Raw genomic sequence first — 23,333 nt, 5'->3', positions numbered from 1 at the left:
GACTATTTATTTTAAATCTCATAAGATATTATTGTAAACAAATTTTATTTCCATGTTTACAATAATTTCTTAGGAGGGCTTTCATGAAAATTAAAACTAAAGACTTTATACTTGTATCATTATTTGCTGCCTTAACTGCAATAGGTGCTTTTATTTCTATTCCCTTAGGCGCTGTACCTATAACCTTACAACTATTATTCACTCTTTTATCTGGTATTTTACTAGGAGGTAATTTAGGTGCATTATCCCAAATAGTTTATGTAGTTTTAGGACTTGTAGGTCTTCCTATCTTTGCAGGTGGAAAAAGTGGTGTAGGTATAATATTTTCTCCTACCTTCGGATTTTTAATAGGTTATATTATATGTGCATTTGTTGTAGGTACATTTTGTAAAAAATTAATAACAAAAAAGAAAATTTCACTTTTTAATATACTATTGACTTGTATATTAGGAGTAATACTAGTTTATTTATTCGGAGTGCCATATATGTACATCATATTAACTAAGATTAACAAAGTATCTATGACTTTTATAGGCGCATTAAAAGCTGGTTGTTTAATATTTTTGCCTGGTGACTGTTTAAAAATTTTATTATCCTCATTATTAGCAGTTAAATTAATACCAGCTATAAAAAGCTAAAGAAAACTATAAAAGTTAAAATTTAAGGATAAAAATTGTAGATATTTCTTAATTGTATAAATTATTTATAATTTATACTCTTTAGCACTATTGAATTCACAATGCACAATTGTAGACATTTCTCAGCATAAGCTGAGAAATTTAGAATTGATTTTTTTCTTAAGTAATCTAGTCACTTCTTATAAAAAAACTAGCAATTGTATTGCTAGTGAAAAAATTAGTTAAAGAAATTAGTTTAATTAAAACTAATTTCCTCCTCAATTGTGAATTGTGAATTTTGAATTGTGCATTGTTTTAAGTTGTGAATTAAAATATTTAAGTGTGTAGCTATTAGATATATTGATTTTCTAGGTAACTTATCTATATTAACTAATTACTTCTTAAATATGGATAATTATTAATTAAACATATCCATAAAGTCCTCTTACAGATACCTCTCCTGATATTATTTTACCTTTACTTTTATCTTCATATTCTACTAACAATTCTCCATCTTCATCTAAATCTAAAGCTTTTACAGTAACTGTTTTCATTCCATTGATTACCCTTACTTCTTTACCTAATAGTAAAGAATTTTTTCTACATATATTTACTGTAGATGCTATATTACCATGGTTTTTAAATTCATCATATAAAATTTCAAAATTATTTAATATCTTACCAAATAGTTCTTTTCTATTTATGTGCTCATTTTTTTCTATTTTTAAAGATGTAGCTATATTCTTTAATTCATCAGAAAACTCCTCTTCATTTACATTTACATTTAATCCTATACCCATAACAATATAATTGAGTTTATCCATCTCTCCACTCATTTCCGTTAGAATTCCACAAAGTTTTTTATTGTTTAATACTATATCGTTAGGCCATTTAATTTTAGCAACTATATTAATTTCTTCTAAAGCTTTATGAACCGCTGCTGCACCTATTAATGTAACCCTTGAGGCCATCATAGGACTTATATTAGGTTTTAGTATAATACTCATCCATATTCCTGAGCTTTTAGGTGATATCCAACTTCTTCCCAGTCTTCCCCTACCACTGGTCTGCTCTTCACTTACAATAACTGTACCTTCTTCTATACCTTCTATAGCTAAAGACTTTGCTGCTTTATTAGTTGAGTCAATAGTATTATAATGAATAATATTTCTTCCTATATATTTGGTTTGTAGATATTCTTCTACTTCTTCATATCTTAATATGTCCGGTGAACTGGCAAGCTTATATCCTTTTTTAGATATAGAAGTAATTTCATATCCCTCTTCCTTTAAAGCATTCATATACTTCCAAATAGCTGCTCTTGTAATTCCAAAATCTTTACTTAAACTTTCTCCAGAGATAAATTGATTTTTATTATCCTTCAATATTTTTAAAATCTTATTTTTCACCTGTACTGACTTCCCTTCTAAAAACTCTAACTATGTTCTAGCTTGTACTTTTTACTTAACTCTAAAAACATTTTAACATTATTTTCTTCTTTTTCAATGAGTTCCTTACTATTATTGCCTCTACCTAATCTATCACTTATACCTAAAAGTCCAAGTTCATCTATTGATGCCTCTTTTACCATATTTTCCAGGTCGCTAAAAGGCAAATTTTTAACTACAAATAATATATGCATATGATATCTTACTAATATTCTCACTTTTTCTATAAAATCTTTATCTTCACTAAAACAACTCAAAAATTCCTCACACATTTTAGCTCCTACCTTATCATGATCATAGGATGTGATTCTTCCTTTTCTTACTCTAGTAGTAGGAGCCTTTCCTATGTCATGAAGTAATGCAGCCCACATAAAGACCCTTTTGTCTTCACTTTTATTTCTTCTTCTTGCAGCTTCATCTATAACAAGCATAGTATGATTCCATACTGTTCCTTCTGGATGATGTTCTTTAGATTGTTCTGTGTGTATCAAATCACTTATCATATTAAAAGGATACTCTTTAGGAAATAACTTATTATTAACTAAATCATTAAAATAACTAGATGGTTTTTCATCTTCTAATAAGTGCTTTTCAAAATTTATAAAAAAATCCCTATTCATAATTATTCTCTCCTTATTTAAAATAGTCTTTTATAGTATTCCCATTTATTTTTTTATTTTAAGCATATTAAATAAAATAGCTAATTAAAATCCTTACAATATTTTTTAATATCGTAATCAAAGCTATTTAATTTAATCATAATTGTGAATTTTCCCTTGTGAATTGGACATAGCTGATGATATAGTGTAACACATTTTGTCATGTATTAATATAATAATACTGTAAGTGCATACCTATAAAAATTCTCCTTATAATTAAAAGCTATGATGACTTCCATCTAAGTCACTCATAGCTTCCTTTTATTATTCATAAAATATTATTGTATTGTTTTCAAAACCTTTTATTCTCGCTAATGATTCTATCTGTATTCCAATATCCTCTATCTTTCTTCTTCCTTCTTGAAATGATTTTTCAATAGCAATACCAACACCAGCTACTTCTCCACTTCCTTGTTTTACTATATCAACAAGTCCTAAAACCGCTTGTCCATTAGCTAAAAAATCATCTATTATTAAAATTTTATCTCCTTCATTTATAAATTTTTTAGTAACTCTTACTTTATATGATTTTTTCTTTGTGAAAGAATAAACTTCACTTTCATATGTATCCATATCCATATTTACTGCCTCATGTTTTTTTGCAAAAACTACAGGACAATTATTAAAATATTGTGCTACTATGCAGGCTATCCCTATTCCTGATGCCTCTACAGTTAATATTTTATTTATTTCTTTATTTTTAAACCTTTTTTGAAACTCTTTTCCCATTTCATTAAATAATTCTATATCGATTTGATGGTTTAAAAAATTATCAACCTTTATTACATCTTCTCCAATAAGATTTCCTGCGGATAAAATTTTTTCTTTTAATAGTTTCATATATCATTCTCCTTTAACAAAAAATAACCCCTTATTTTCATAGGGGTTATTTTTTATAATTTTTAAATTTAAAAATTATAAAACAATTTGAAATTATAAATATCATGTCTATAATCTCAAGCTTTATTAAAACTCATAGTCTGGTAATTTGAGGTTACCAAGTAGAAACATTTAATCCCTATCATTAAACTTATATGAGCACCAATATTAAAAATTTTTTTTTACTTATTCTATAAATATTATAGTTAATATATCACAGTTATTCCTAAAGTCAATAGTTATTTTAAATTTTATAAAATTCTTCAAATACCATAAACATATTTCTACTTTATTTTTATACACAAAAATAGATTCTACATTTAAGTACTTTAAATCTCTGAAATGTAAAATAATTCACAATTCACAATTGAGGTTGAAATTAATTCTTACAAATTAATTTCTTTAACTATTTTTTTACTAGCAATTTTATTGCTAGTTTTTTATAAGAAGCGACTATATCATTTTAAAAATAAATCAATTCTAAATTTCTCAGCTTCTGCTGAGAAATATCTACAATAATTGCGAATTATGAATTCAATAGTTTTAATTATAATACTAAAAAGTGCCAATTATTTTCACTTATACGTTAATTTTAAACTGATATATCTATAAATAAATAGACCTCACTAATAGTAGTACTATCAGTGAAGTCTATCAGGAAAGTATAAAAAAATAACCTTACATCCTTGCTCATTATTTTTTTAATCCTTTATATAAAATATAATAATTTCTAGAAAATTATATGTGCTACTAAAACAATTACAGGCAAGGTTATTAAGGTACGTTGAATAAATATTATAAACAAATCCTTAATTGAAACTGGAATTTTTGAACCTATTAATAGTCCTCCAACCTCTGACATATATATGAGCTGAGTTACAGAAACAGCAGCTATAACAAATCTGGTTAACTCACTTTCGATGGTACTTCCTATAATTGATGGCAAAAACATATCTGCAAAGCCAACTATAAAGGTTTGGGAAGCTGCCAATGCTTCAGGAACTTGTAATAATTTAAGTAATGGGTAAAATGGCATTCCTAAAAATTTAAATACAGGTGTGAATTCAGCTACGATTAATGCCAATGTTCCAATTGCCATAACAATTGGAATAACTCCTAGCCACATATCTAAAACATTTTTTATACCTTCTAATAAGAACTCTTTAATACTTGTATTCTTTTCTGCTCTTTCAAGAGCTTGATGAAATCCCCACTTGGTTCTAGTAAACCCCTCTGGAATTATTTCTCCAGCATCTTTAGGTTCAACATAATAGGTATCTTCTTTTCTTGATAGTGGCGGTATTCGTGGAACTATAATTGCTGCAATAACTCCTGCTAAACAAATTGTTAAATAATAGGGAACAAAATATTGCTCTAGTTGTACTGTTTGAAGCACAACAAGGCTAAAGGTAATTGAAACTGCTGAGAAGGTAGTACCTATTACTGCTGCTTCACGTTTTGTATAATATCCCTCTTCATATTGTTTACTTGTTAATAAAACTCCTATTGTTCCATCACCTAGCCAAGAAGTGATACAATCTATTGAAGATCGACCTGGTAATTTAAATATAGGTCTCATAACTTTAGTTAATAATGTTCCAAAAAACTCTAATAGTCCGAAGTTTAAAAGTAGTGGTAAAAGCATCCCTGCAAAAAGAAAAACTGCAAATAAAACTGGCAGTAAGCTTGTTAAGAGCATTCCCCCTGTAGCATCTGACCATATCCATTCAGGTCCCACTTGAAATAATGCTAAGATTACAAATAACATGCCAAAAATTCTTGCACATAACCATAATGGAGTTATATTAAATAATGAGTTTAAATATTTATTTTCTGTTATAAATTTGGGCTTTACTATTTTAGTAACTATAGCACATATAGCACTAATACATATTATTACTGCTGTAATTGTTGGTAAACTTTCTTCTAGAATATTAATTATTGATTTAGATAATAATGCAACTGGGATTGTAATCTCACCATTAAAAGGAATTGGTATCATAAATAATACCACACCTATTAATGAAGGAATAATAAATCGCAATACTCTTGATGTTGTTTGAGGTTTTTCCTTTAAATTAGCCATATCTGCCTCCTTATTTTTCAGAATACTCAATCCATTTATATAATGATAATACATAAATTACCAATAACCAACCCTTATTCTTTAACTTATTTTTTATGTTTTTATGAATTAATCTCCAAAAGTTTATAGAGTTGTTACATTTCATAAGGTTTATAGTTAAATCATTGTAATATTATGCAAACTTATCTGATAATTATTCATAACATATAAATAATATAGCATAACTATGAATTAAGGGCATACTACCCAAAGTACACCCCACTTAAACCTGCAGTTAAAATAATATCCATACTATCTCTTTTATTTTATAATAATAGTGCTCTTCTATAAAATAAAAAATTTATATAAGCATATTCTTTTCCCTATTAACTTATTATTTACAATTATGTAATTATATTTTAAATAATATCCACTTACAACTGTTTAGGTCATATTTAATTTCATAAATCTTTTCCTTATCATTAATAATACTTTGGCATCTAAATATCATCATTAAATTTCCTGCTAGTTTCTCTTTTTCCTTGCATATGATTTTATTTATTTTTACTACTTCTGTAGTTTCATCGACAATTCTAAATTTTACAGGATGTATTTCCCCGTCACTATCAAACCATGCAACCATATCAATAGGTTGTGCTACCACCTTCATCTAAAACTCTCCTTATAAATTATTTTTTGAAGATGCCTTAAATATAGGGTTCCACAATAAAAATTTAACTTATACATGATTTAATTTCCATAATAAAAATTCTTTTCTACGAATGAAAAATGAAGAATGAAAAATGAAGAATTATGGCTAAAACTCCATCGTCAAAGTCTTTGGAGTTTTTTAGAATAAATTTTATTTTAGAAATTCACTAAAGGTGAATTTCTTCCTAAATTATTCATTCTTAATTATTATTTCTTAATTTTCAAGGGGTTAAGCTATTTTTATAGAAAATTTATTTTCCACAGTATATTTTAAGTTTTCATATTGGATACCTATAGTTCTTCCTCTGTTCTTCCACTTACAGGTTTAATACCAGAATGTAAAAAAGATGACTTCACTATTGATTTATTTCCATATTTATCTCTTATACTATCTATGGTTTTCTCTAATACAATATACTTTTCATCCTCTTTTTTATCAAATAATGAAAGTTGCACACCAAAATTTTCACTAGCTATTGATGTATTCACTGCTAAAAGCCTAATAGGTTCACCATGCCAAAGTTCATCAAAAAGCTTGCAACTTATCTTGTAAAGTTCATTAGTGCTATTAATAGGATTTATAATTTTTTTCTGTTTTGAGTAATTTATAAATTCACTGTTTCTTATAGATATAGAAACCACATTACAATAATTGTTACTTTTTCTTAATCTCATACCTAAAGTTTCACATAAAGATAATAAAATTCTATGAGCAGTTTCTCTATCTTCCACATCAAAAGGAATAGTAGTGGAGTTTCCCATATTTTTATTTTTATATTTTTTATTAGCATCAATTACTGAAAAATCAATACCATTAGCATAATTATGAATCATGTTCCCATAACTTTTAAAGAAATATTTTAATTTTTCTATATCATATTTTGCTAAATCACCTATAGTGTTTATATTAATTTTCTTTAATTTTGGTAATGTTGCCTTTCCTACCATAAATAAGTTTTCTATAGGTAATTTCCACATTTTATTTTCTATCTCTTCTTTAAAAAGAGTATGAACTCTATCAGGTTTTTTAAAATCTGATGCCATTTTTGCTAAAAGTTTGTTAGAGGATATACCTATGTTCACCGTAAATCCTAATTTTTCTTTTATTCTATCTTTAATTTGATGTGCTAGTTTTATATAATCTTCTCTAGTATATTTATTATTAGTAACCTCTAAAAAACACTCATCTATAGAATACTGCTCTAATAATGGACTATACTCCAAAAGTATCTCTATCATAGCTTTACTGCATTTATTATATAATTCAAAATCTCCATGAACCACTTTTAAATTAGGGCATTTCTGGAAAGCAGAATATAAACTTTCTCCAGTTATAATATTATATTTCTTTGCAGGTATAGATTTAGCTAATACTATACCATGTCGTGATTTTTCATCTCCACCTATCACTGATGGTATTTTTCTCAAATCTATTTTCTCTCCTTTTTGAAGTCTATAAACTGCTGTCCATGATAAATACGCAGAATTAACATCTATATGAAAAATACACTTATCATAATTCTCCATCTTTACTACCTCTCTCAATATTCATATAATTTTAATTATATAAGAACATACGTTCTATGTAAAGCTAAAATTCCAATTATGGTAATTAATTTTACTAAAGATATTAAAAATTTAATAAACTCCTCAAAGCTATTAAATAATTAATAAGTTCTAAAAACTTTTTGATACAAAAAATTTAAAATATAAAGGAGTTAGAATTTCTCTAACTCCTTTATATTTTAAATTAAAAAATTCCATTAAACACCAATGCTGCTACAATTCCTCCTAATATTGGTGCTACAATTGGTATCCAAGCATATCCCCAATCTGAATCTCCCTTACCCTTAATTGGTAAAATCGCATGAGCTATTCTTGGTCCTAAATCTCTAGCAGGATTTATAGCATAACCAGTGGTTCCACCTAAAGTTATTCCTATTACCCAAATTATCAATCCAACTGCCAATGGTGAAATTCCATCTACCATCTTTGTATTTGCAATTCCCAATATAGCAAATACAAGAACGAAAGTTCCTATGAATTCGCAAATAAAATTATTCACTGTATCTTTTATTGCTGGAGCAGTACAAAATACTCCTCTCTTAGTGTCTTTATCCTCAGTGGCATCAAAATGATTTTTATAATAAATATAAACTAAACATGCCCCAATGAAAGCCCCCAACATTTGACATAAGATAAATAGAGGAACATCTGCCCAAGGGAATTTTCCTATTGCAGCTAAACCTAAAGTTACTGCTGGATTAAAATGTGCTCCTGATATAGGTCCAAATATAAACACTGGAATTGTTACTGCTAAAGCCCAGCCAGTAGCTATTACTATCCAGCCTGAACCATTGGCTTTGGATTTATCTAAACATACATTTGCAACTACTCCATCTCCTAGAAGAATTAAAAGCATTGTTCCCAATAACTCTGCTAAATAAATTGACATAATATATCCTCCTTAAATTAGATATCTACTCTTATCGCACCAATGATCTATTAACTGCTTCATGCCAACCTTCTAAGAGTTTTTCTCGCTTTTTCTCCTCCATATTAGGCTCAAATCTCTTTGAAATAGCCCAATTTTCGCAAATTTCTTCTTTATTTTTCCAATAACCTACTGCTAAACCAGCTAAATAAGCAGCTCCTAAAGCAGTAGTTTCTATTACTTCAGGTCTATCAACTTGTACTCCTAATACATCTGCTTGGAATTGCATTAAGAAGTTGTTTGCACAAGCTCCTCCATCTACTTTTAATGCCTTTAATGTTATTCCTGAATCCTCTTCCATTGCTTTTAATACATCATAAGTCTGATAAGCTAGAGATTCTAAAGTAGCTCTTATTATATGCTCTTTTTTTGCTCCTCGGGTAAGACCTACAATGGTTCCTCTAGCATATTGATCCCAATAAGGAGCTCCAAGACCTACAAATGCTGGTACCATATAAACTCCATTAGTATCTTCTACTGCTGTAGCATATTCTTCAGAATCTTCTGCTCGTTTTATCATTCTTAACTCATCTCTTAGCCACTGAATAGCTGCTCCTGCTATAAATATACTTCCTTCTAAAGCATATTCTACCTTACCATCTACCCCCCAAGCTATTGTAGTTAAAAGTCCTTTTTTAGAATTAACAGCCTTTTCTCCCGTATTCATAAGCATAAAACAACCTGTTCCATAAGTGTTTTTTGCTGTTCCCGGTTGGTGACAGCACTGTCCAAATAAGGCAGCCTGCTGATCTCCTGCAACCCCTGCTATAGGAGTTTTAGCTCCTAATAGTGAATGATCAGTATAACCATAAACATGACTAGAAGGTTTAACTTCTGGTAGCATTGATTTTGGTATATTTAAAATACTTAAAATTTCTTCATCCCATTTTAGTTCATGAATGTTGAATATAAGAGTTCTAGAAGCATTAGTGTAATCTGTAACATGAACTTTTCCCTTAGTCAAATTCCATATAAGCCAAGTATCTATAGTACCAAATAAAAGATTGCCTTTTTCTGCTTCTTCCCTTGCTCCTTCTACATTGTCTAATATCCATTTAATTTTCGTTCCTGAAAAATAGGCATCTAAAATAAGGCCTGTTTTTTCTGTAAACATCTTGTCTAATCCTTTTTCCCTAAGCTCATCACAAATTTCCGCAGTCCTTCTACACTGCCAAACTATAGCATTATAAACAGGTTGTCCAGTATGTTTGTTCCAAACTACTGTAGTTTCTCTTTGATTAGTAATACCAATAGCAGAAATATCTGTGGCAGTTATCCCTAGTTTTGCCATAGATTCTGTTGCAACACCCAATTGAGTAGACCAGATTTCTATAGGGTCGTGTTCTACCCATCCTCCCTTAGGATAAATTTGAGTAAATTCTTTTTGCGCCACACTTGATATAGTCCCTTTTTCATTAAAAATTATGCATCTTGAGCTTGTTGTTCCTTGATCCAATGCCATAACATATTTTGCCATGTTCATCCCTCCCATAAAAGACTTTTGATTATCGTATTATAGTATATTAAAAAAGAGTAGCTAATTATAACCTGTCTAAAAGTTTTAATTTATTACTCTATTTCTAAACTAAAATTTAAAATTCATAAAATAATATCTTTATTATAAACTGTAATTACAATATTGTAAAAAAAAACTAAGATCATAGATCTTAGTTTCTTGCATTATTGTTCATTAATTGTTATTAAATTATTAATTATTGTTTGATTGTGCATTGTTACTTTAATTAGGCTTATTTTTATCTTTTTCTTTTTCTTTTTCTTTGTCTTTTTCTTTATCTTTATTTTCATCTGGTTTTGAAGGTTTAGCAGCTTCTGCCTTTTTAGTACCTCTTTTAACTATTTGAGGAGTTGGAGCATAAGTATCATTATTCATAAGCTCCCTTGAAATCTCTACATCATTCTGATAAATTACTCTATAAGCCTTAACCTTATATCCTTCCATACCATATTGCTGAATAACTTCTGTTCCTTCTTCTAAAGTTGAATCCTCTTCAACTTTAGTTTCAAATGGAGTAGTTGCATAAGTCTCACTATAAAACTCGTATCTTTTTCCTGTAAGTAAGGCTGAATTAGAGTAAATATTAAAACCAACACTACTATTACCTGCATATCCCTCAATATACATTGGATATTTTGTGTTATTTGTAAATACATAATCTAACCATCCATAAGCTATAGCTGCATCTAACCCCTTTTCAACATAACCTACAGGAAGATTATGATTAAGTCTTGAATCTGGAAGTATTCCAGCTCTTAACACTGCATTATGAAGAGTGGTAGATACTTGACATACTCCTCCACCATAATCCTTTTCAAACTTATCCCCTATAATTACAACACCTTCTAAATATCCTTTGTCAGGGGTTGTATCACCTACTATAGTATTAAAACTAACACTATCTCCTGGCATTAATAAAGTTCCATTTATAGTATTTGTACTTATTTCTATATTTACAGCTCTTGCCTGAGTTGAATTTTCGTAGCTTGTACTAAAATCTGATATTTTGGTATTTATCTTTTCAAGTTCTGCTTTTGTTATTGTTGGTTTATCTTCTACAAGTTTTGCTTTAACTTTAACTTCAGCTTCTGTTTCTTTTGAAGAAGCTATTGCTTTAGTTATTTCCTCCTGTAGTGATTTAGAATCTAGCTTCATACCTGTTTGCTCAGGAGTTATGTCAAATCCATCTCCAGCTTTAGCTATTTTAGCATTAACTTTATTTTTATTTAGTTCACTTTCCATAGTCTTAATTTTATTCTCTATTATTTTATTATCATAAGTAAATTTTAGCTGATGATCTTTTTCTGTAGGATTTTTAATCATTTTAAACTTTTCCATTACTCCCTTATCTTTTCCCTCTTCAAATACAGACTTTACTGTATCCTCTAAGTTAAAGTTTAATTTCATATCAGCATAATTAACTACATAGGATTTATCTCCAGCTGTCATAATTAATTTTTTCTGCTCTACACTTTTCTTGTACTTTTCTTCTATTAATTTTAACGCTTCTTCTTTTGTTTTACCGGAAAGGTCAATTCCTTGAATTTTCATTCCTGGATAAATAACACTTTCATAATTATCAACCGTAGTTTTAACGTAGAATACTCCACCAATTGATATCATTAATAAAGCTGCTATTAAAGAAATTATAATTACTCTTCTTTTTTTAGCTTTAGCTTTCTTTTTCTTTTTAGAAGTTCTACTTTTTACTACAGTATTATTTTCTAAGTTTGTGTTCATGTTAAAATTCCTTTCATTGAAAAATTTTCCCTAACCCGAAGTAAATAAATAATTGCTTAAATAAAATAAATTTAATAATAAATACACCTATAGTATATCATAAAATGTTTTAGCTTTCACTTTGTAAAAACCCACATTTTATATAAGCTAAAGCGATTTTAAAAGTTTATTTCATACATTCGATTGATGTTGTTAATTTTTATAAAAGTTTAAAAGAAATATATCTTCATTATATATAGATATTAATTGATTTCAGAATAAAAAGTGTAACAAATCTATTACGATATAATTACACTTTAAACATATTTAAAATAACTATTGCTGTATGTTAATCTATTTTGAATCTTTAACTAGCTACTTTATTTTCATAGCTCTTATTAAGACTATCTAATTTTTATTTAGGCACATTAAAATAAATAACAAGGCAAAGATGCGACGACTATTTTGCGTCAGACAAGGAAACAGGTTCCGTTGATAGTAGAGCTATCAATGGGTTCTGCTGACGCAGTATGGCACAAAATAGTCTAGCATACTGACTTGTTTATTTTTTTAATATGCCTTAGTTCCCTTAGCTATAACTTTCTTCACCGGTTTATAAAAATCATCATTTAAAAGAATTTTATCTTTTTTTTCTCCATTTTCATACTCTGTTCTATATACCTTCACCTTGTAACCTGCACTCCCAGGATTTTTAATTTTCTCTTTACCTTTTTCTATAGTATTATCATAGACATATTCAGTAGATATAGGATATTTTCCATATATATCTTGAGAAAATTCATAACTTTTACTTTTTAATGATGAGTTTGAATATATATTAAAAATTACATCATTATCTGTAACAGCTCCTTCTATATATATTGGATAATTTAAGGTATTTTTAAATTTGTAATCTACAGTACCATAAGCAACAGTTGCATCCATCCCTAGCTCTGTATAACCTACAGGCATATTATGATTTAATCTTTCTGTGGGTATTATACCTGTTTTTAAAACAGCATTATGAAGAGTAGTTGAAACTTGGCATATTCCTCCACCTAATCCTTGTTCTAGCTTATCTCCTATTATAACTGTAGCTGGTAAATATCCTTTATCAGCAGTTGTATCTCCTACTATTTTATTAAAACTATATTCATCTCCAGGCATTAGTAAAATTCCATTATTAGTATAGGTGGCTATAGATATATTTTTAGTTCTAGCAGGAGTTGAGGGCGTATAACCAGTTTTAGTAGAAGCAATTAATTGATTTATGTTCTCTAACTTCTTCTTTGTAATTTTAGGTTCTCTAATTTCAAAAGGAATATTATATTTATATGATTCACCAATATGAGAAATAATTACATCTTCAATTTGATCTTTTACTTTTTTCCTCTCTATTTCCTCTTTAGAAATCTCAGGTGTTATGTAAAATTTCCCATTCTTTCTGGTAATAGAAGCATTTTTTGCTTTCTTATTTAAAGATTTTTCTATGGTAGATAATATTTCATCTACAGGTTTATTGTCATAAGTAAATTTAGCAGTAAACTGTTTTTCTTGTGGTTTTTTTATAGCTAAAAATTTATTACGAGTGTTTTGATCCTTACCATAGCAGAAAGCCTCTTCTACTATTTCTTCTATGTTATAATTTATATTTAAACTATCATAGGGAATATTATACTCTTTTCCCTTACATACTAATGTTATGGAATTATTTTTCAGAGGCTTGTCATATTTTTCTTTAATAAATACTAATGCTTGTTCTTTAGTCATATTTTCTAAATTATATTCTTCAATTTTTACTCCTGGATATATAATATTTTCATATGCACTTACTACACTATGAACGTAAACAAAATAACTTACTATAACTATTATAAAAATTAAGATTATTGTAATTATTCCATATTTTTTTTTAAAGACATCTCCTTTATTTTTCATATTCTCCTTCCTCTCTAATATTATTTACTTTTAACATAATATTAGAGTGTGTAGTAATTATCAAAATATACTGATAAAAATTAAAGACTTTTTATAATTCTATAACTACATATATATATCAGAAAATTCTATCTCTATCTTTTTCATATTTATTTCTTTACCTTCAGTACTGATGAATTCTTCATTTTCAATAATAGTTTTAGGGAGCAATATTTTAAACTTACATCCTTTATTATGTTCACTTTCTAATTTTATTTCTCCATTATGCATTTCTACTAAAGATTTCACTAGTGAAAGCCCTATTCCACTTCCTTCATTCACCCTAGTAAAGGTATCAGTTACTTGAGTAAATCTATTATAAATTTTATCGTGCATATGCTTAGGAATTCCTATTCCATTGTCTTTAACAGATATTATTATATTATTTTTATCTTCACTGATGTAAACTTCTATTTTCCCAGCATTTTTAGTAAATTTGATGGAGTTAGATAATAAATTTAGCATTATTCTCTCTATCATTTCTATGTCGCAAGCTATAATTTTTTCTTCAAATTCGGTATCGAACTCAACATGAATATTCTTATCACCAGCAAAATCTACTATAGACATTGTTATATCTTCAATTATACTCACTATATTATAATTTCTAAGTTTAACTTCTAAAAATCCAGCTTCTATCTTACTCATATCAATTAAATTGTTAGTAAGTTTAATTAATCTATAACAGTTATTCTTCATATTAGTTAAATAAACTAAGTTCTTATCATTTTCCTTATTATGTGCCTTATGATAATTTAATTCTAAGAGTTGTACACTACTAAATAAAATATTAATAGGTGTTCTTAACTCATGAGAAATATTTGCTATAAATTCAGTCTTTAATTTATCTAATTCATAAATTTCTTGAATGCGTCTTTGAGTTGAGTTAACTTCTTCTTGTAATCGCTGTACTTTATTATTATAGGATCTCTCTTCTTCAGCTAAAGTTAATAAAATCATACATAGTGAAAAAGTAAGAGTTTGAAGAATATATGCTACTATATCAACATAATAATGTTTTTCTAGTATAAAAACCCATGAAAACCCAAAAATCATTTGTATAATTGGAAAAATTATACTAGAAATTCCAAAACAATATGTATTAAAGGAATTATCCTTTTCTTTTATTATTTTAATTCCAAAATATATGTAAATAAGCATTAATACTATTTTGTGTAAGAATACACTTAATGGATGAAAAAAATTTAATGATAAAATATCTATAATTATTAATGACAATGCCCCATATTTAATTTTTTTTGATATATCATTATTTAAAAAATTATTTAATGCTAAAATAGCTGCAAAGTTTCCAAATAAAAAGCATAAAACAGAAATATTATTCAAAATCCATGAATTATTAAAAACATAAAAAGTAAAAGTAAAAATAGTAGTAAGTATTCCAAATATATGACTAATAGACATAAGATTAATATATTTTTTATGATGATTTATATTGAAAACTATAAAAACAAGTGCTAATGTAGCATGTAATAATAATAATATGAGATAAAACGTACTATTATCCATGTAACCCCTCTTTAGATTTATTTTATTACTTTTATATCTTAACAGAATTGGTAAGAATTTTAAATATGTAAAATTTTACAATTATATATTCAATTAAAGTTTTAAATTGACTTCTCTTTGAAATGATAAAGTCAATTTTTATAAAAAATAGCTGTTGAACTTTATCCAACAGCTTAAAATTATATAATTAATATTACAGCCTCATCTAATTCATTCTAATATGCCACTTTTTATTGCTTTTCTCGGACAAGCTTTTACACAATCACCACATCTTATACATTCTCCAGTATTAGGCTTTTTATATACTTCTATATTAAGTTTACAAGATTTTGTACATACTCCACATTTGGTACACTTGTCCTCTTTTATTTTAAGCTTATAAAAACTTATAGGATTCATAAGTGAGTAAAAAGCTCCTAAGGGACAAATATATCTGCAAAATGGCCTAAATATTATGATTGATGCTAAAATTACAATTATTAATATTGCCATCTTCCATGCAAATAGAAATCCTATAGCACTTTTTAAACTTTCATTTGTTAAAACTAATGGAATTCCTCCCATTAATGTGCCTGATGGACAAATATATTTACAGAAAAATGGGTCACTTATCCCCAATTCATCTTGAAATAAAAATGGCAGCAATATGACAAAAACAATCAAAATTACATATTTTAAGTACTTTAAAATATTATTAATCTTTTTTGGAACTTTGCATTTTAAAAAAGGTATTTTATGAAGTAAATCTTGGACCAATCCAAAAGGACAAAGCCATCCACAAATAAATCTTCCTAATAGAATACCAAAAGCACTTATAATTCCTAGAATGTATAATGAAAAATCATATCTTATACTTCCTATAACGGCCTGCATAGAACCTATAGGACAAGCTCCTAATGCACCTGGACAAGAATAGCAATTTAACCCTGGAACACAAATTTTCTTGGTGCTTCCTTTATATATATTACCTTCTAAAAATCCTTTAAAATATCCATTGGTAGCAATAGTAAAAAGAAACTGTACAGGGTGTCTTAACTTATTACTCTTACCCAATTCCTATACACTCCAAACAAATATTAACAGCTTTTTTAAGTACAGTTCTATGCTCCCCTCTCATTGAACCTAACACTATAAGAAATATACTACCAACTAATATTCCATATTTTAAAATTTTATCTTTCAAATTTTCCTCTCCCTTTAAATATTAACTAATAATATATATGTAATAAATTAAAGATTAATGTATATAGCTTTATGGGGATCAATATAAAAAGTTAAGATATACTCTGAAAAATAAATTTTCTATAAAAATAGCTTAATGCTTTAAAAATTGAGTATTAATAATTTAGAATGAAGAATTTAGGTAGAAATTCACCCTTAGTGAATTTCTACCTAAATTCTTCAAAAATGTAAAGATATTTTATATTAGTCAAAAATGATACTCCCTATAAAGCCTATCTCAATTTACTCAAATATAAGATATATTGAAAATTTAAAGTTTTATTATAAATAAATATATACAGCTTTATTAAAATATCTACTATTTTATTGTAAACCAATAGAATCATAATATAACTTTGTGTTATATTATATATTTTATGCTATAATTTGTAATATTAAGTGTTTTAATGTAAAACACTTAATGATGGATTTTGCTCTTAAAATAAAAGAAAAAATGGAGTGTTTAAATATGAATTGGAAGCCGATTGAAATCAATTCCTCTAAAGCTAAAATAATAATTTCTATCCTATTGTTATACCATGTAACAGAGTTATTAATCATAAAGGCAGGTGTAAATTTAAATGAAATATCATTTTTTCAGAGAGTTCTTTGTGCTGTTGGTATTTTAATTATTCATGAAGGGATTCATTTTGTTATAGGTATAATTCTAGCGAAAGACAGGAAGGAAACTCATATTGGATTTATTCTAAATAAACTGACTTTTTATATGAATGTAGATGGAATTTATAAATATTTTTCTCTCCTTCTATACTTGTTTGGACCATTTCTTATTTTAACTATTTTATTAGGGCTTTTTCTATTTATTTTTCATATATACAAACCATTGTTATGGCTTATAGTATTTTATAATTCATTTATATCAGCTTTGGATATTTATAATGCAGTTTCCATCATAAAAAAATACTCCCTATCAACTGAATTTAAACTATCTAATTTTATTCTTTATTCTACCAATAATTAAAAGAACATAATCCAATGAACAACATGTAGAAAATCGTAGTGTAGAATACAAAGGTAAAAAAATTTTGAGAAATAGGATGATTGAAATGAACATATTAAAAAAATTACATAACTTCTTTAATAAATTACATGTAATGGTATTTATTTTTCTTATGACAACCATTGTATATATTTTGAACATTCTTTTTGCTGGTATATTTTTAAAAATTGCAAATATGAATCCTCGCATCTCATACGGTATCATAGAAAATATATCAATAATTAGCTTGATTTCTCCAATTTTTATAGCTCCTTGGATAGAGACTGTAATATTTCAGGGATTCATTTTGTATTTACTTAGTAATACAAAAAATTTGAATCGCCCAGTAATTAAAATTCTTGTGTCAGCTTTATCTTTTGGATTGCTTCATTTAATATACAATCCATTTTATGCAATAAGTGCATTTGTTGCAGGAATTATATTTGCTTATTCATATTTACTATATGAGAAAAAGAATAATCACCCTATTATAGTAACTTCAATAATCCATGCTGCAAATAATGCTCTTGCGTTGTTTTTACCTATAATTATCCGTAATTTATAGATAAACAATTTGTTAAATGAAGGTGATAGTATGATTGACAACTTACTTTACAGTTTACATATAATTTTAGGATTAGGTTCATTTCTATACTTTACTAAAAATAAAGATAGGATACATATGATACCTGATTTTAAAATCAATGTCACAAAAGAAGAAAAGAATAAACTTTTAAAAATTCAGAATAGTATATCCTATACTGAATCATTTTTACTTATAATTTGTGGATTATTAGGATTTCTTTTTGAAATTAAAGTATATACATTTTCAATTATATTTCCAGTTATATTAATTTTAAATCATAGACTATTAAAAAAGAATTTAAAAATATTGAATTCAATTATAATTACTTATATAAGTAATTATCTTTCCTTTTGCTATGTATATCTTACAGAAAACAATGAATATGGGAATTAATTTATAAAATTAACTCCCATTTTAATTATTAATTATATATTATTTTTCTCATTTTAAACTTTCAATTGCTTTGTTCAATATTTCTTTATAATCTTCTTTACTTCTTGATCCTGTTACAACTTCACCAACAACCTTACCTTCACTATCCACAAAGAAAGATGTAGGATATCCAGCTATTGAACTTATAACCTCTTTTTTAAATTTATCGTCTGGAACTAAATTTACAAATTTAACACCTTTTGTTTCTATTATTTTCTTAGCAGCAATTTCATTGTCTTCATCCGGAGTATCGCCTATTATGCCGATTACACTTCCACCACTTTCTTTTACTTCTTCAAATAGTGCTTGAAGATCTGGCATTTCATTTATACATGGTCCACAAAATGTGGCCCAAATATTTACCATTGTAATTTTATTATCTTTAAATAGTTCTTTACTATCGATTTCTTTGCCATCTAAATCTTTAAGCTTAAATTCTATTCTATTTAGAGCAGTAATAGCTTCTTGAGGAGTTATTGGTTTGAAGGTTTTAAGAGATTCTTTAATGTTTTTAATGTCATCATAAAGCTCTTTATACGCTGTTTTTCCTCCTTCAGATAATTCACTATCATTAAAATCCCCATAACACATATAGAAAACTAATCCATCATGAGCTGCTATTTTATCATTATTCTTTTTACCTGTCTCCTCTGCAAGATTTTCTTCTGTTGGTATTTTGTCTTCTTTATAAACTATTACGTCAAATAAAGGTGTTGCTTTACTAAATATTTCTTTTATTTTGTTGCTTTTTTCTTTAGGATCTTTTTCTGTTTCGCTGACAGTTTTATATTGTTCTATAAGCTCATTGGATAAAAAGCTATACCTTAATCCTCCATATATAGGCTCATTAGGATCTTCTGGATCACCTAACCCCCCCAATAAAATATTTTCATCATAGTCTTTCCACAAATCTGCCATTTTAAATTCTATACCCATATCATTATATTTTTTCCATCCTTGTTTTTTCTTTTCCTCATCACTCTTTCCTTCTGATTGTGTTGTTTCTGGTTTTCCTGTATTCTCTTTCTCTTTGTCTTTCGATTTCCCACAGCCTAATAAAGAAAATGTAACTACTGTAGCCATAACCAATGCAAGAATTTTTTTCTTCACTCTAATCTCTCCTTATTCTCTTTCTTATATAACAATATTCATAAATTTTATATTTAATTCATAAAAATAGATTTCACGACTTTTATTTATGAGAAATTTAAGAACTCTTATTTATACAATTACAACTGTATATTAATGCATAAAATCATCTTAATATGCATAACATAAAAATATTTTATTAAAATAAAATATGACAAATCCTTGAAAACACTTAATTTAATTAACTTTTTGTAATTTAATGAAATATTGTTTTGTGAATATTTTTAAATAAATATTGCATAATTATAAGTTTTTCTGTATAATGATTTTTAATTTATAAAAATAAGGGAGATGATTATTATGAAGGATAAAGTTGTACTAGCATATTCTGGAGGATTAGATACCTCTATAATAATTACATGGCTTAAGGAAAATTATGATTTAGATGTTATAGCAGCCTGTATAAATGTTGGTCAAAACGACAATATGGAAACAATTAAAGAGAAAGCAATTAAAAGTGGCGCACAAAAAATATATGTGGAGAACGTAACAGATGAGTTTATAGAAGATTATATATTTAAAGCACTAAAGGCAGGCGCTGTTTATGAAGAAGATTATTTATTAGGTACTGCACTTGCTAGACCGTTAATGTCTAAAAAATTAGTAGAAATAGCACATAAAGAAAATGCTAAATATATTTGTCACGGATGTACAGGTAAGGGAAATGATCAAGTAAGATTTGAAACTGGTATAGCAGCCTTTGATCCAACAATACAAGTGATTGCCCCTTGGAGAATATGGGATATTACTTCAAGAGAAGATGCCATAGATTATGCAAATTCTAGAGGAATAGAAATAACAGTTACTAAAGATAAAATTTATTCAGAAGATCAAAATATATGGCATATAAGCCATGAAGGTGGCCATATAGAAGATATTAAAAATGAACATAAATCCGATATATACACCATGTCCGTTTCACCAGAGAATGCTAAGGATAATCCAGATTATGTAGATATATATTTTGAAAAAGGTGTTCCTACAAAAATAAATAATGAGACATTATCTCCTGTCGAAATAGTTTCAACATTGAATAAATTGGGTGGAGAAAATGGTATTGGTATAAAGGATATATTAGAAAATAGACTTGTAGGTATGAAATCAAGAGGTATATATGAAACACCAGGTGGAACTATACTTTATGAAGCTCATAAGGCTCTTGAGAAAGCAACATTAGATAAAAATACAATGCATTTTAAATATATAGTATCTCAGAAATATGGTGAACTTGTATATAATGGTTTGTGGTTTGATACATTAAAAGAATCTTTAGATAGTTTTGTTGATAAGACTCAAGAAACTGTTACTGGTAACGTTAAATTAAAGCTTTATAAAGGAAATATAATCTTAGCAGGAATACACTCTAAAAATGCACTTTATGATGAAGAAGTATCTTCTTTTGGTGCTAGTGAATTATATAATCATATGGATTCAGCTGGATTTATAAATTTATTTTCTCTTCCAACTAAAATTAAAGCTTTTAAAAAAATATAAACTTTAGAAAGTAGGGATAGCTAATGAATCTTTGGGGTGGACGATTTAAAAAAGAAGAAAGTAAGCTTATGGAAGACTTCAATAGTTCACTAAGTTTTGACAATATATTGTACAAAGAAGACATTGCTGGCAGTATAGCTCATGTGAAAATGCTAATGAAGTGCAATATTTTATTAGAAGAAGAAGGTAAATTAATAATACAAGGTCTTAAAGATATTTTAAAAGATATAGAAAGTGGAGTTTTAAAATTAGAAGGAAATTACGAGGACATACATAGCTTTGTTGAAATAAATTTAATAAATAGAATTGGTGACATTGGTAAAAAACTTCATACTGGTAGAAGCAGAAATGACCAAGTAGCAGTAGATTTAAGATTATATGCAAAAAAGAAAGCTCTAGAAATAGAAAAAGAAATAGAAAATCTTAAAAGTACTATATTAGAAGTTGGGGAAAAAAATAATTTTATTATGCCTGGATATACTCATCTTCAAAGAGCACAGGTAGTAACCTTTAAATATCATATTATGGCTTATTATAGTATGTTTTCTAGAGATAAAAATAGAATAGAAAATGCTATAAATTTACTAGATGAAAGTCCACTAGGATGTTGTGCACTTTGCGGTACTACTTATGAAATAGATAGAGCCTTTACTTGTAGAGAACTAGGTTTTAAAAAGCCAGTAAACAACTTTATGGATGGAGTAAGTGATAGAGATTATGTAATAGAACTCATATCTTCCTTTTCTATAATTATGATGCATTTAAGTAGACTAAGTGAAGAACTTATTCTCTGGAGTAGCAAGGAATTTAACTTTATACAAATAGATGATAAATTTGCGACAGGTAGCAGCATTATGCCACAGAAGAAAAATCCTGATGCTGCAGAACTTATAAAGGGAAAAACAGGAAGAGTTTATGGAAGTTTAATGTCTATATTAACCACTATGAAAGGTATTCCTTTGGCTTATAATAAAGATATGCAAGAAGATAAAGAAGTTTTCTTTGATGCTATTAATACAGTTTTAAGTTGTATTAAAGTAATGAATGGCATGTTAGGTACATTAGAAATTAATAAAGATGCCATGAAAGAAGCCATAAAAAAAGGCTTTTTAAATGCTACAGAAGCTGCTGATTATTTAGTATATAAAGGCATGGCTTTTAGAGATGCACATAAAGTAATCGGTGAAATAGTATTGTACTGTGAAGAAAATAATAAATCAATAGAAGAGTTAAAAATAAATGAGCTACAACAATTTAGCAATTATTTTTTAGAAGATATTTATGAATTCATAAATTATGAGAATACCTTAAAAAGAGGAATAAAAAAAGAAATTTAATTCAGCGTACAGTTTACATTTTATAGTTAAAAACAAATTTCATCAAAACTAAAAATTTAAAAAATAAATTTTTAATTTCTTTAACAATTATCTTTTGTGAACTGTACATTATAAACTATTTAGCATTTGAAATCCTTTGAATCAATATTTTCATTACTGATGGTAATCTACAGCTTTTGAAGATTCAATCATATCTTTTAATGGTGCTAATACTTGTGCTACATGATAATGGTGTGTTTGATAAGCATTCATATCATCTAGTGAATCAAACCTTGTAATTAAAACTACATCATATGAACGTTCTGTGTGAAGTTCATCCGCTCCAACTTCTAGGTATTTAAGCATTGGAATTTTTCCCTCCATAGATAATAAAATGTTTTTAGATTTTTGTAAATTCTCGTATGTAGCTTCTTTTAATTTAAAAAATACAATATGAGTAAACATAGTCCCCCTCCTTATATATATAGATTATTTTTATTAAATCATATATAGGATTCCA

The 23,333-nt window shown here is 27.3% G+C and carries 21 protein-coding genes and 1 riboswitch; of the genes, 6 read left to right on the top strand and 15 right to left on the bottom strand.

Features of this window, described 5'->3' with window-relative positions; all coding sequences use genetic code 11:
• Nucleotides 1-83: 83 nt before the first annotated feature.
• Nucleotides 84-638 carry a biotin transporter BioY gene (locus tag ACWPW7_RS07165; protein WP_454052946.1) on the top strand — a complete coding sequence of 185 codons (555 nt, stop codon included), beginning with the start codon at nucleotides 84-86 and terminating at the stop codon, nucleotides 636-638.
• 401 nt (nucleotides 639-1,039) lie between these two features.
• Here the strand turns inward: ACWPW7_RS07165 and ACWPW7_RS07160 are convergent, their stop codons facing one another.
• The 13 genes from ACWPW7_RS07160 to ACWPW7_RS07100 all read right to left on the bottom strand — a co-directional run bounded on the left by ACWPW7_RS07160 (nucleotide 1,040) and on the right by ACWPW7_RS07100 (nucleotide 16,798).
• Entirely contained in the window at nucleotides 1,040-2,026 is a 987-nt protein-coding gene (locus ACWPW7_RS07160; protein WP_454052945.1) for a biotin--[acetyl-CoA-carboxylase] ligase, read from the bottom strand.
• 26 nt (nucleotides 2,027-2,052) lie between these two features.
• Nucleotides 2,053-2,685 carry an HDIG domain-containing metalloprotein gene (locus ACWPW7_RS07155; protein ID WP_454052944.1) on the bottom strand — a complete coding sequence of 211 codons (633 nt, stop codon included), beginning with the start codon at nucleotides 2,683-2,685 and terminating at the stop codon, nucleotides 2,053-2,055.
• A gap of 303 nt (nucleotides 2,686-2,988) precedes the next feature.
• The gene (locus tag ACWPW7_RS07150) at nucleotides 2,989-3,564 is read right to left on the bottom strand and encodes a xanthine phosphoribosyltransferase (protein ID WP_454052943.1); all 576 of its coding nucleotides are present in this window, start codon (nucleotides 3,562-3,564) and stop codon (nucleotides 2,989-2,991) included.
• 116 nt (nucleotides 3,565-3,680) lie between these two features.
• A riboswitch (purine riboswitch) is annotated at nucleotides 3,681-3,782 on the bottom strand.
• A 551-nt stretch (nucleotides 3,783-4,333) separates the two neighbouring features.
• Nucleotides 4,334-5,689: a YjiH family protein gene (locus ACWPW7_RS07145; protein ID WP_454052942.1), complete on the bottom strand. Its 1,356-nt coding sequence runs from the start codon at nucleotides 5,687-5,689 to the stop codon at nucleotides 4,334-4,336.
• 391 nt (nucleotides 5,690-6,080) lie between these two features.
• Nucleotides 6,081-6,338 carry a hypothetical protein gene (locus ACWPW7_RS07140; RefSeq protein WP_454052941.1) on the bottom strand — a complete coding sequence of 86 codons (258 nt, stop codon included), beginning with the start codon at nucleotides 6,336-6,338 and terminating at the stop codon, nucleotides 6,081-6,083.
• 332 nt (nucleotides 6,339-6,670) lie between these two features.
• On the bottom strand, nucleotides 6,671-7,906 hold the full coding sequence (locus ACWPW7_RS07135) for a Y-family DNA polymerase (protein WP_454052940.1): 1,236 nt from the start codon (nucleotides 7,904-7,906) through the stop codon (nucleotides 6,671-6,673).
• A gap of 223 nt (nucleotides 7,907-8,129) precedes the next feature.
• On the bottom strand, nucleotides 8,130-8,834 hold the full coding sequence (locus ACWPW7_RS07130; RefSeq protein WP_454052939.1) for an MIP/aquaporin family protein: 705 nt from the start codon (nucleotides 8,832-8,834) through the stop codon (nucleotides 8,130-8,132).
• A 31-nt stretch (nucleotides 8,835-8,865) separates the two neighbouring features.
• Nucleotides 8,866-10,350, bottom strand: a complete 1,485-nt coding sequence (gene glpK / locus ACWPW7_RS07125; protein ID WP_454052938.1) for a glycerol kinase GlpK — start codon at nucleotides 10,348-10,350, stop codon at nucleotides 8,866-8,868.
• Nucleotides 10,351-10,611: 261 nt separating this feature from the next.
• A complete protein-coding gene (locus ACWPW7_RS07120; RefSeq protein ID WP_454052937.1) occupies nucleotides 10,612-12,129 on the bottom strand; it encodes a VanW family protein in 1,518 nt (505 codons plus the stop codon).
• Between the two features lie 549 nt (nucleotides 12,130-12,678).
• The gene (locus ACWPW7_RS07115; RefSeq protein WP_454052936.1) at nucleotides 12,679-14,046 is read right to left on the bottom strand and encodes a VanW family protein; all 1,368 of its coding nucleotides are present in this window, start codon (nucleotides 14,044-14,046) and stop codon (nucleotides 12,679-12,681) included.
• Nucleotides 14,047-14,151: 105 nt separating this feature from the next.
• Nucleotides 14,152-15,615: a sensor histidine kinase gene (locus tag ACWPW7_RS07110; protein ID WP_454052935.1), complete on the bottom strand. Its 1,464-nt coding sequence runs from the start codon at nucleotides 15,613-15,615 to the stop codon at nucleotides 14,152-14,154.
• Nucleotides 15,616-15,825: 210 nt separating this feature from the next.
• Complete coding sequence (locus tag ACWPW7_RS07105) at nucleotides 15,826-16,668, bottom strand: 4Fe-4S binding protein (RefSeq protein WP_454052934.1); 843 nt, start codon at nucleotides 16,666-16,668, stop codon at nucleotides 15,826-15,828.
• Nucleotides 16,661-16,798 (bottom strand): CD1871A family CXXC motif-containing protein, encoded by a 138-nt coding sequence (locus tag ACWPW7_RS07100; protein ID WP_454052933.1) that lies wholly within the window; start codon nucleotides 16,796-16,798, stop codon nucleotides 16,661-16,663. Before ACWPW7_RS07100 ends, ACWPW7_RS07105 begins: the two co-directional genes overlap by 8 nt.
• 459 nt (nucleotides 16,799-17,257) lie before the next feature.
• Between ACWPW7_RS07100 and ACWPW7_RS07095 the strand changes: the two genes are divergently transcribed.
• From ACWPW7_RS07095 to ACWPW7_RS07085, 3 genes are all read left to right on the top strand, one after another.
• Nucleotides 17,258-17,818, top strand: coding sequence for a DUF3267 domain-containing protein (locus tag ACWPW7_RS07095; RefSeq protein WP_454055480.1), 561 nt, complete (start codon nucleotides 17,258-17,260; stop codon nucleotides 17,816-17,818).
• Between the two features lie 85 nt (nucleotides 17,819-17,903).
• Nucleotides 17,904-18,401, top strand: coding sequence for a CPBP family intramembrane glutamic endopeptidase (locus ACWPW7_RS07090; protein ID WP_454052932.1), 498 nt, complete (start codon nucleotides 17,904-17,906; stop codon nucleotides 18,399-18,401).
• A gap of 30 nt (nucleotides 18,402-18,431) precedes the next feature.
• Nucleotides 18,432-18,815: a hypothetical protein gene (locus ACWPW7_RS07085; RefSeq protein WP_454052931.1), complete on the top strand. Its 384-nt coding sequence runs from the start codon at nucleotides 18,432-18,434 to the stop codon at nucleotides 18,813-18,815.
• Between the two features lie 48 nt (nucleotides 18,816-18,863).
• Here the strand turns inward: ACWPW7_RS07085 and ACWPW7_RS07080 are convergent, their stop codons facing one another.
• Nucleotides 18,864-19,964 (bottom strand): redoxin domain-containing protein, encoded by a 1,101-nt coding sequence (locus ACWPW7_RS07080; protein ID WP_454052930.1) that lies wholly within the window; start codon nucleotides 19,962-19,964, stop codon nucleotides 18,864-18,866.
• A 339-nt stretch (nucleotides 19,965-20,303) separates the two neighbouring features.
• Here ACWPW7_RS07080 and ACWPW7_RS07075 point away from each other — a divergent pair, with 339 nt between their 5' ends.
• Complete coding sequence (locus tag ACWPW7_RS07075; protein WP_454052929.1) at nucleotides 20,304-21,497, top strand: argininosuccinate synthase; 1,194 nt, start codon at nucleotides 20,304-20,306, stop codon at nucleotides 21,495-21,497.
• 23 nt (nucleotides 21,498-21,520) lie between these two features.
• Nucleotides 21,521-22,834: an argininosuccinate lyase gene (gene argH / locus ACWPW7_RS07070; protein WP_454052928.1), complete on the top strand. Its 1,314-nt coding sequence runs from the start codon at nucleotides 21,521-21,523 to the stop codon at nucleotides 22,832-22,834.
• A 153-nt stretch (nucleotides 22,835-22,987) separates the two neighbouring features.
• Here argH and ACWPW7_RS07065 read toward each other — a convergent pair whose 3' ends face one another.
• A complete protein-coding gene (locus tag ACWPW7_RS07065; RefSeq protein WP_454052927.1) occupies nucleotides 22,988-23,278 on the bottom strand; it encodes a Dabb family protein in 291 nt (96 codons plus the stop codon).
• Between the last annotated feature and the right edge of the window lie 55 nt (nucleotides 23,279-23,333).

The sequence above is a fragment of the Clostridium sp. Marseille-Q7071 genome (genome assembly GCF_965112025.1).
Note: the sequence above shows the minus strand (reverse complement) of the source record. Positions and strands in the feature narration are given on the sequence as shown.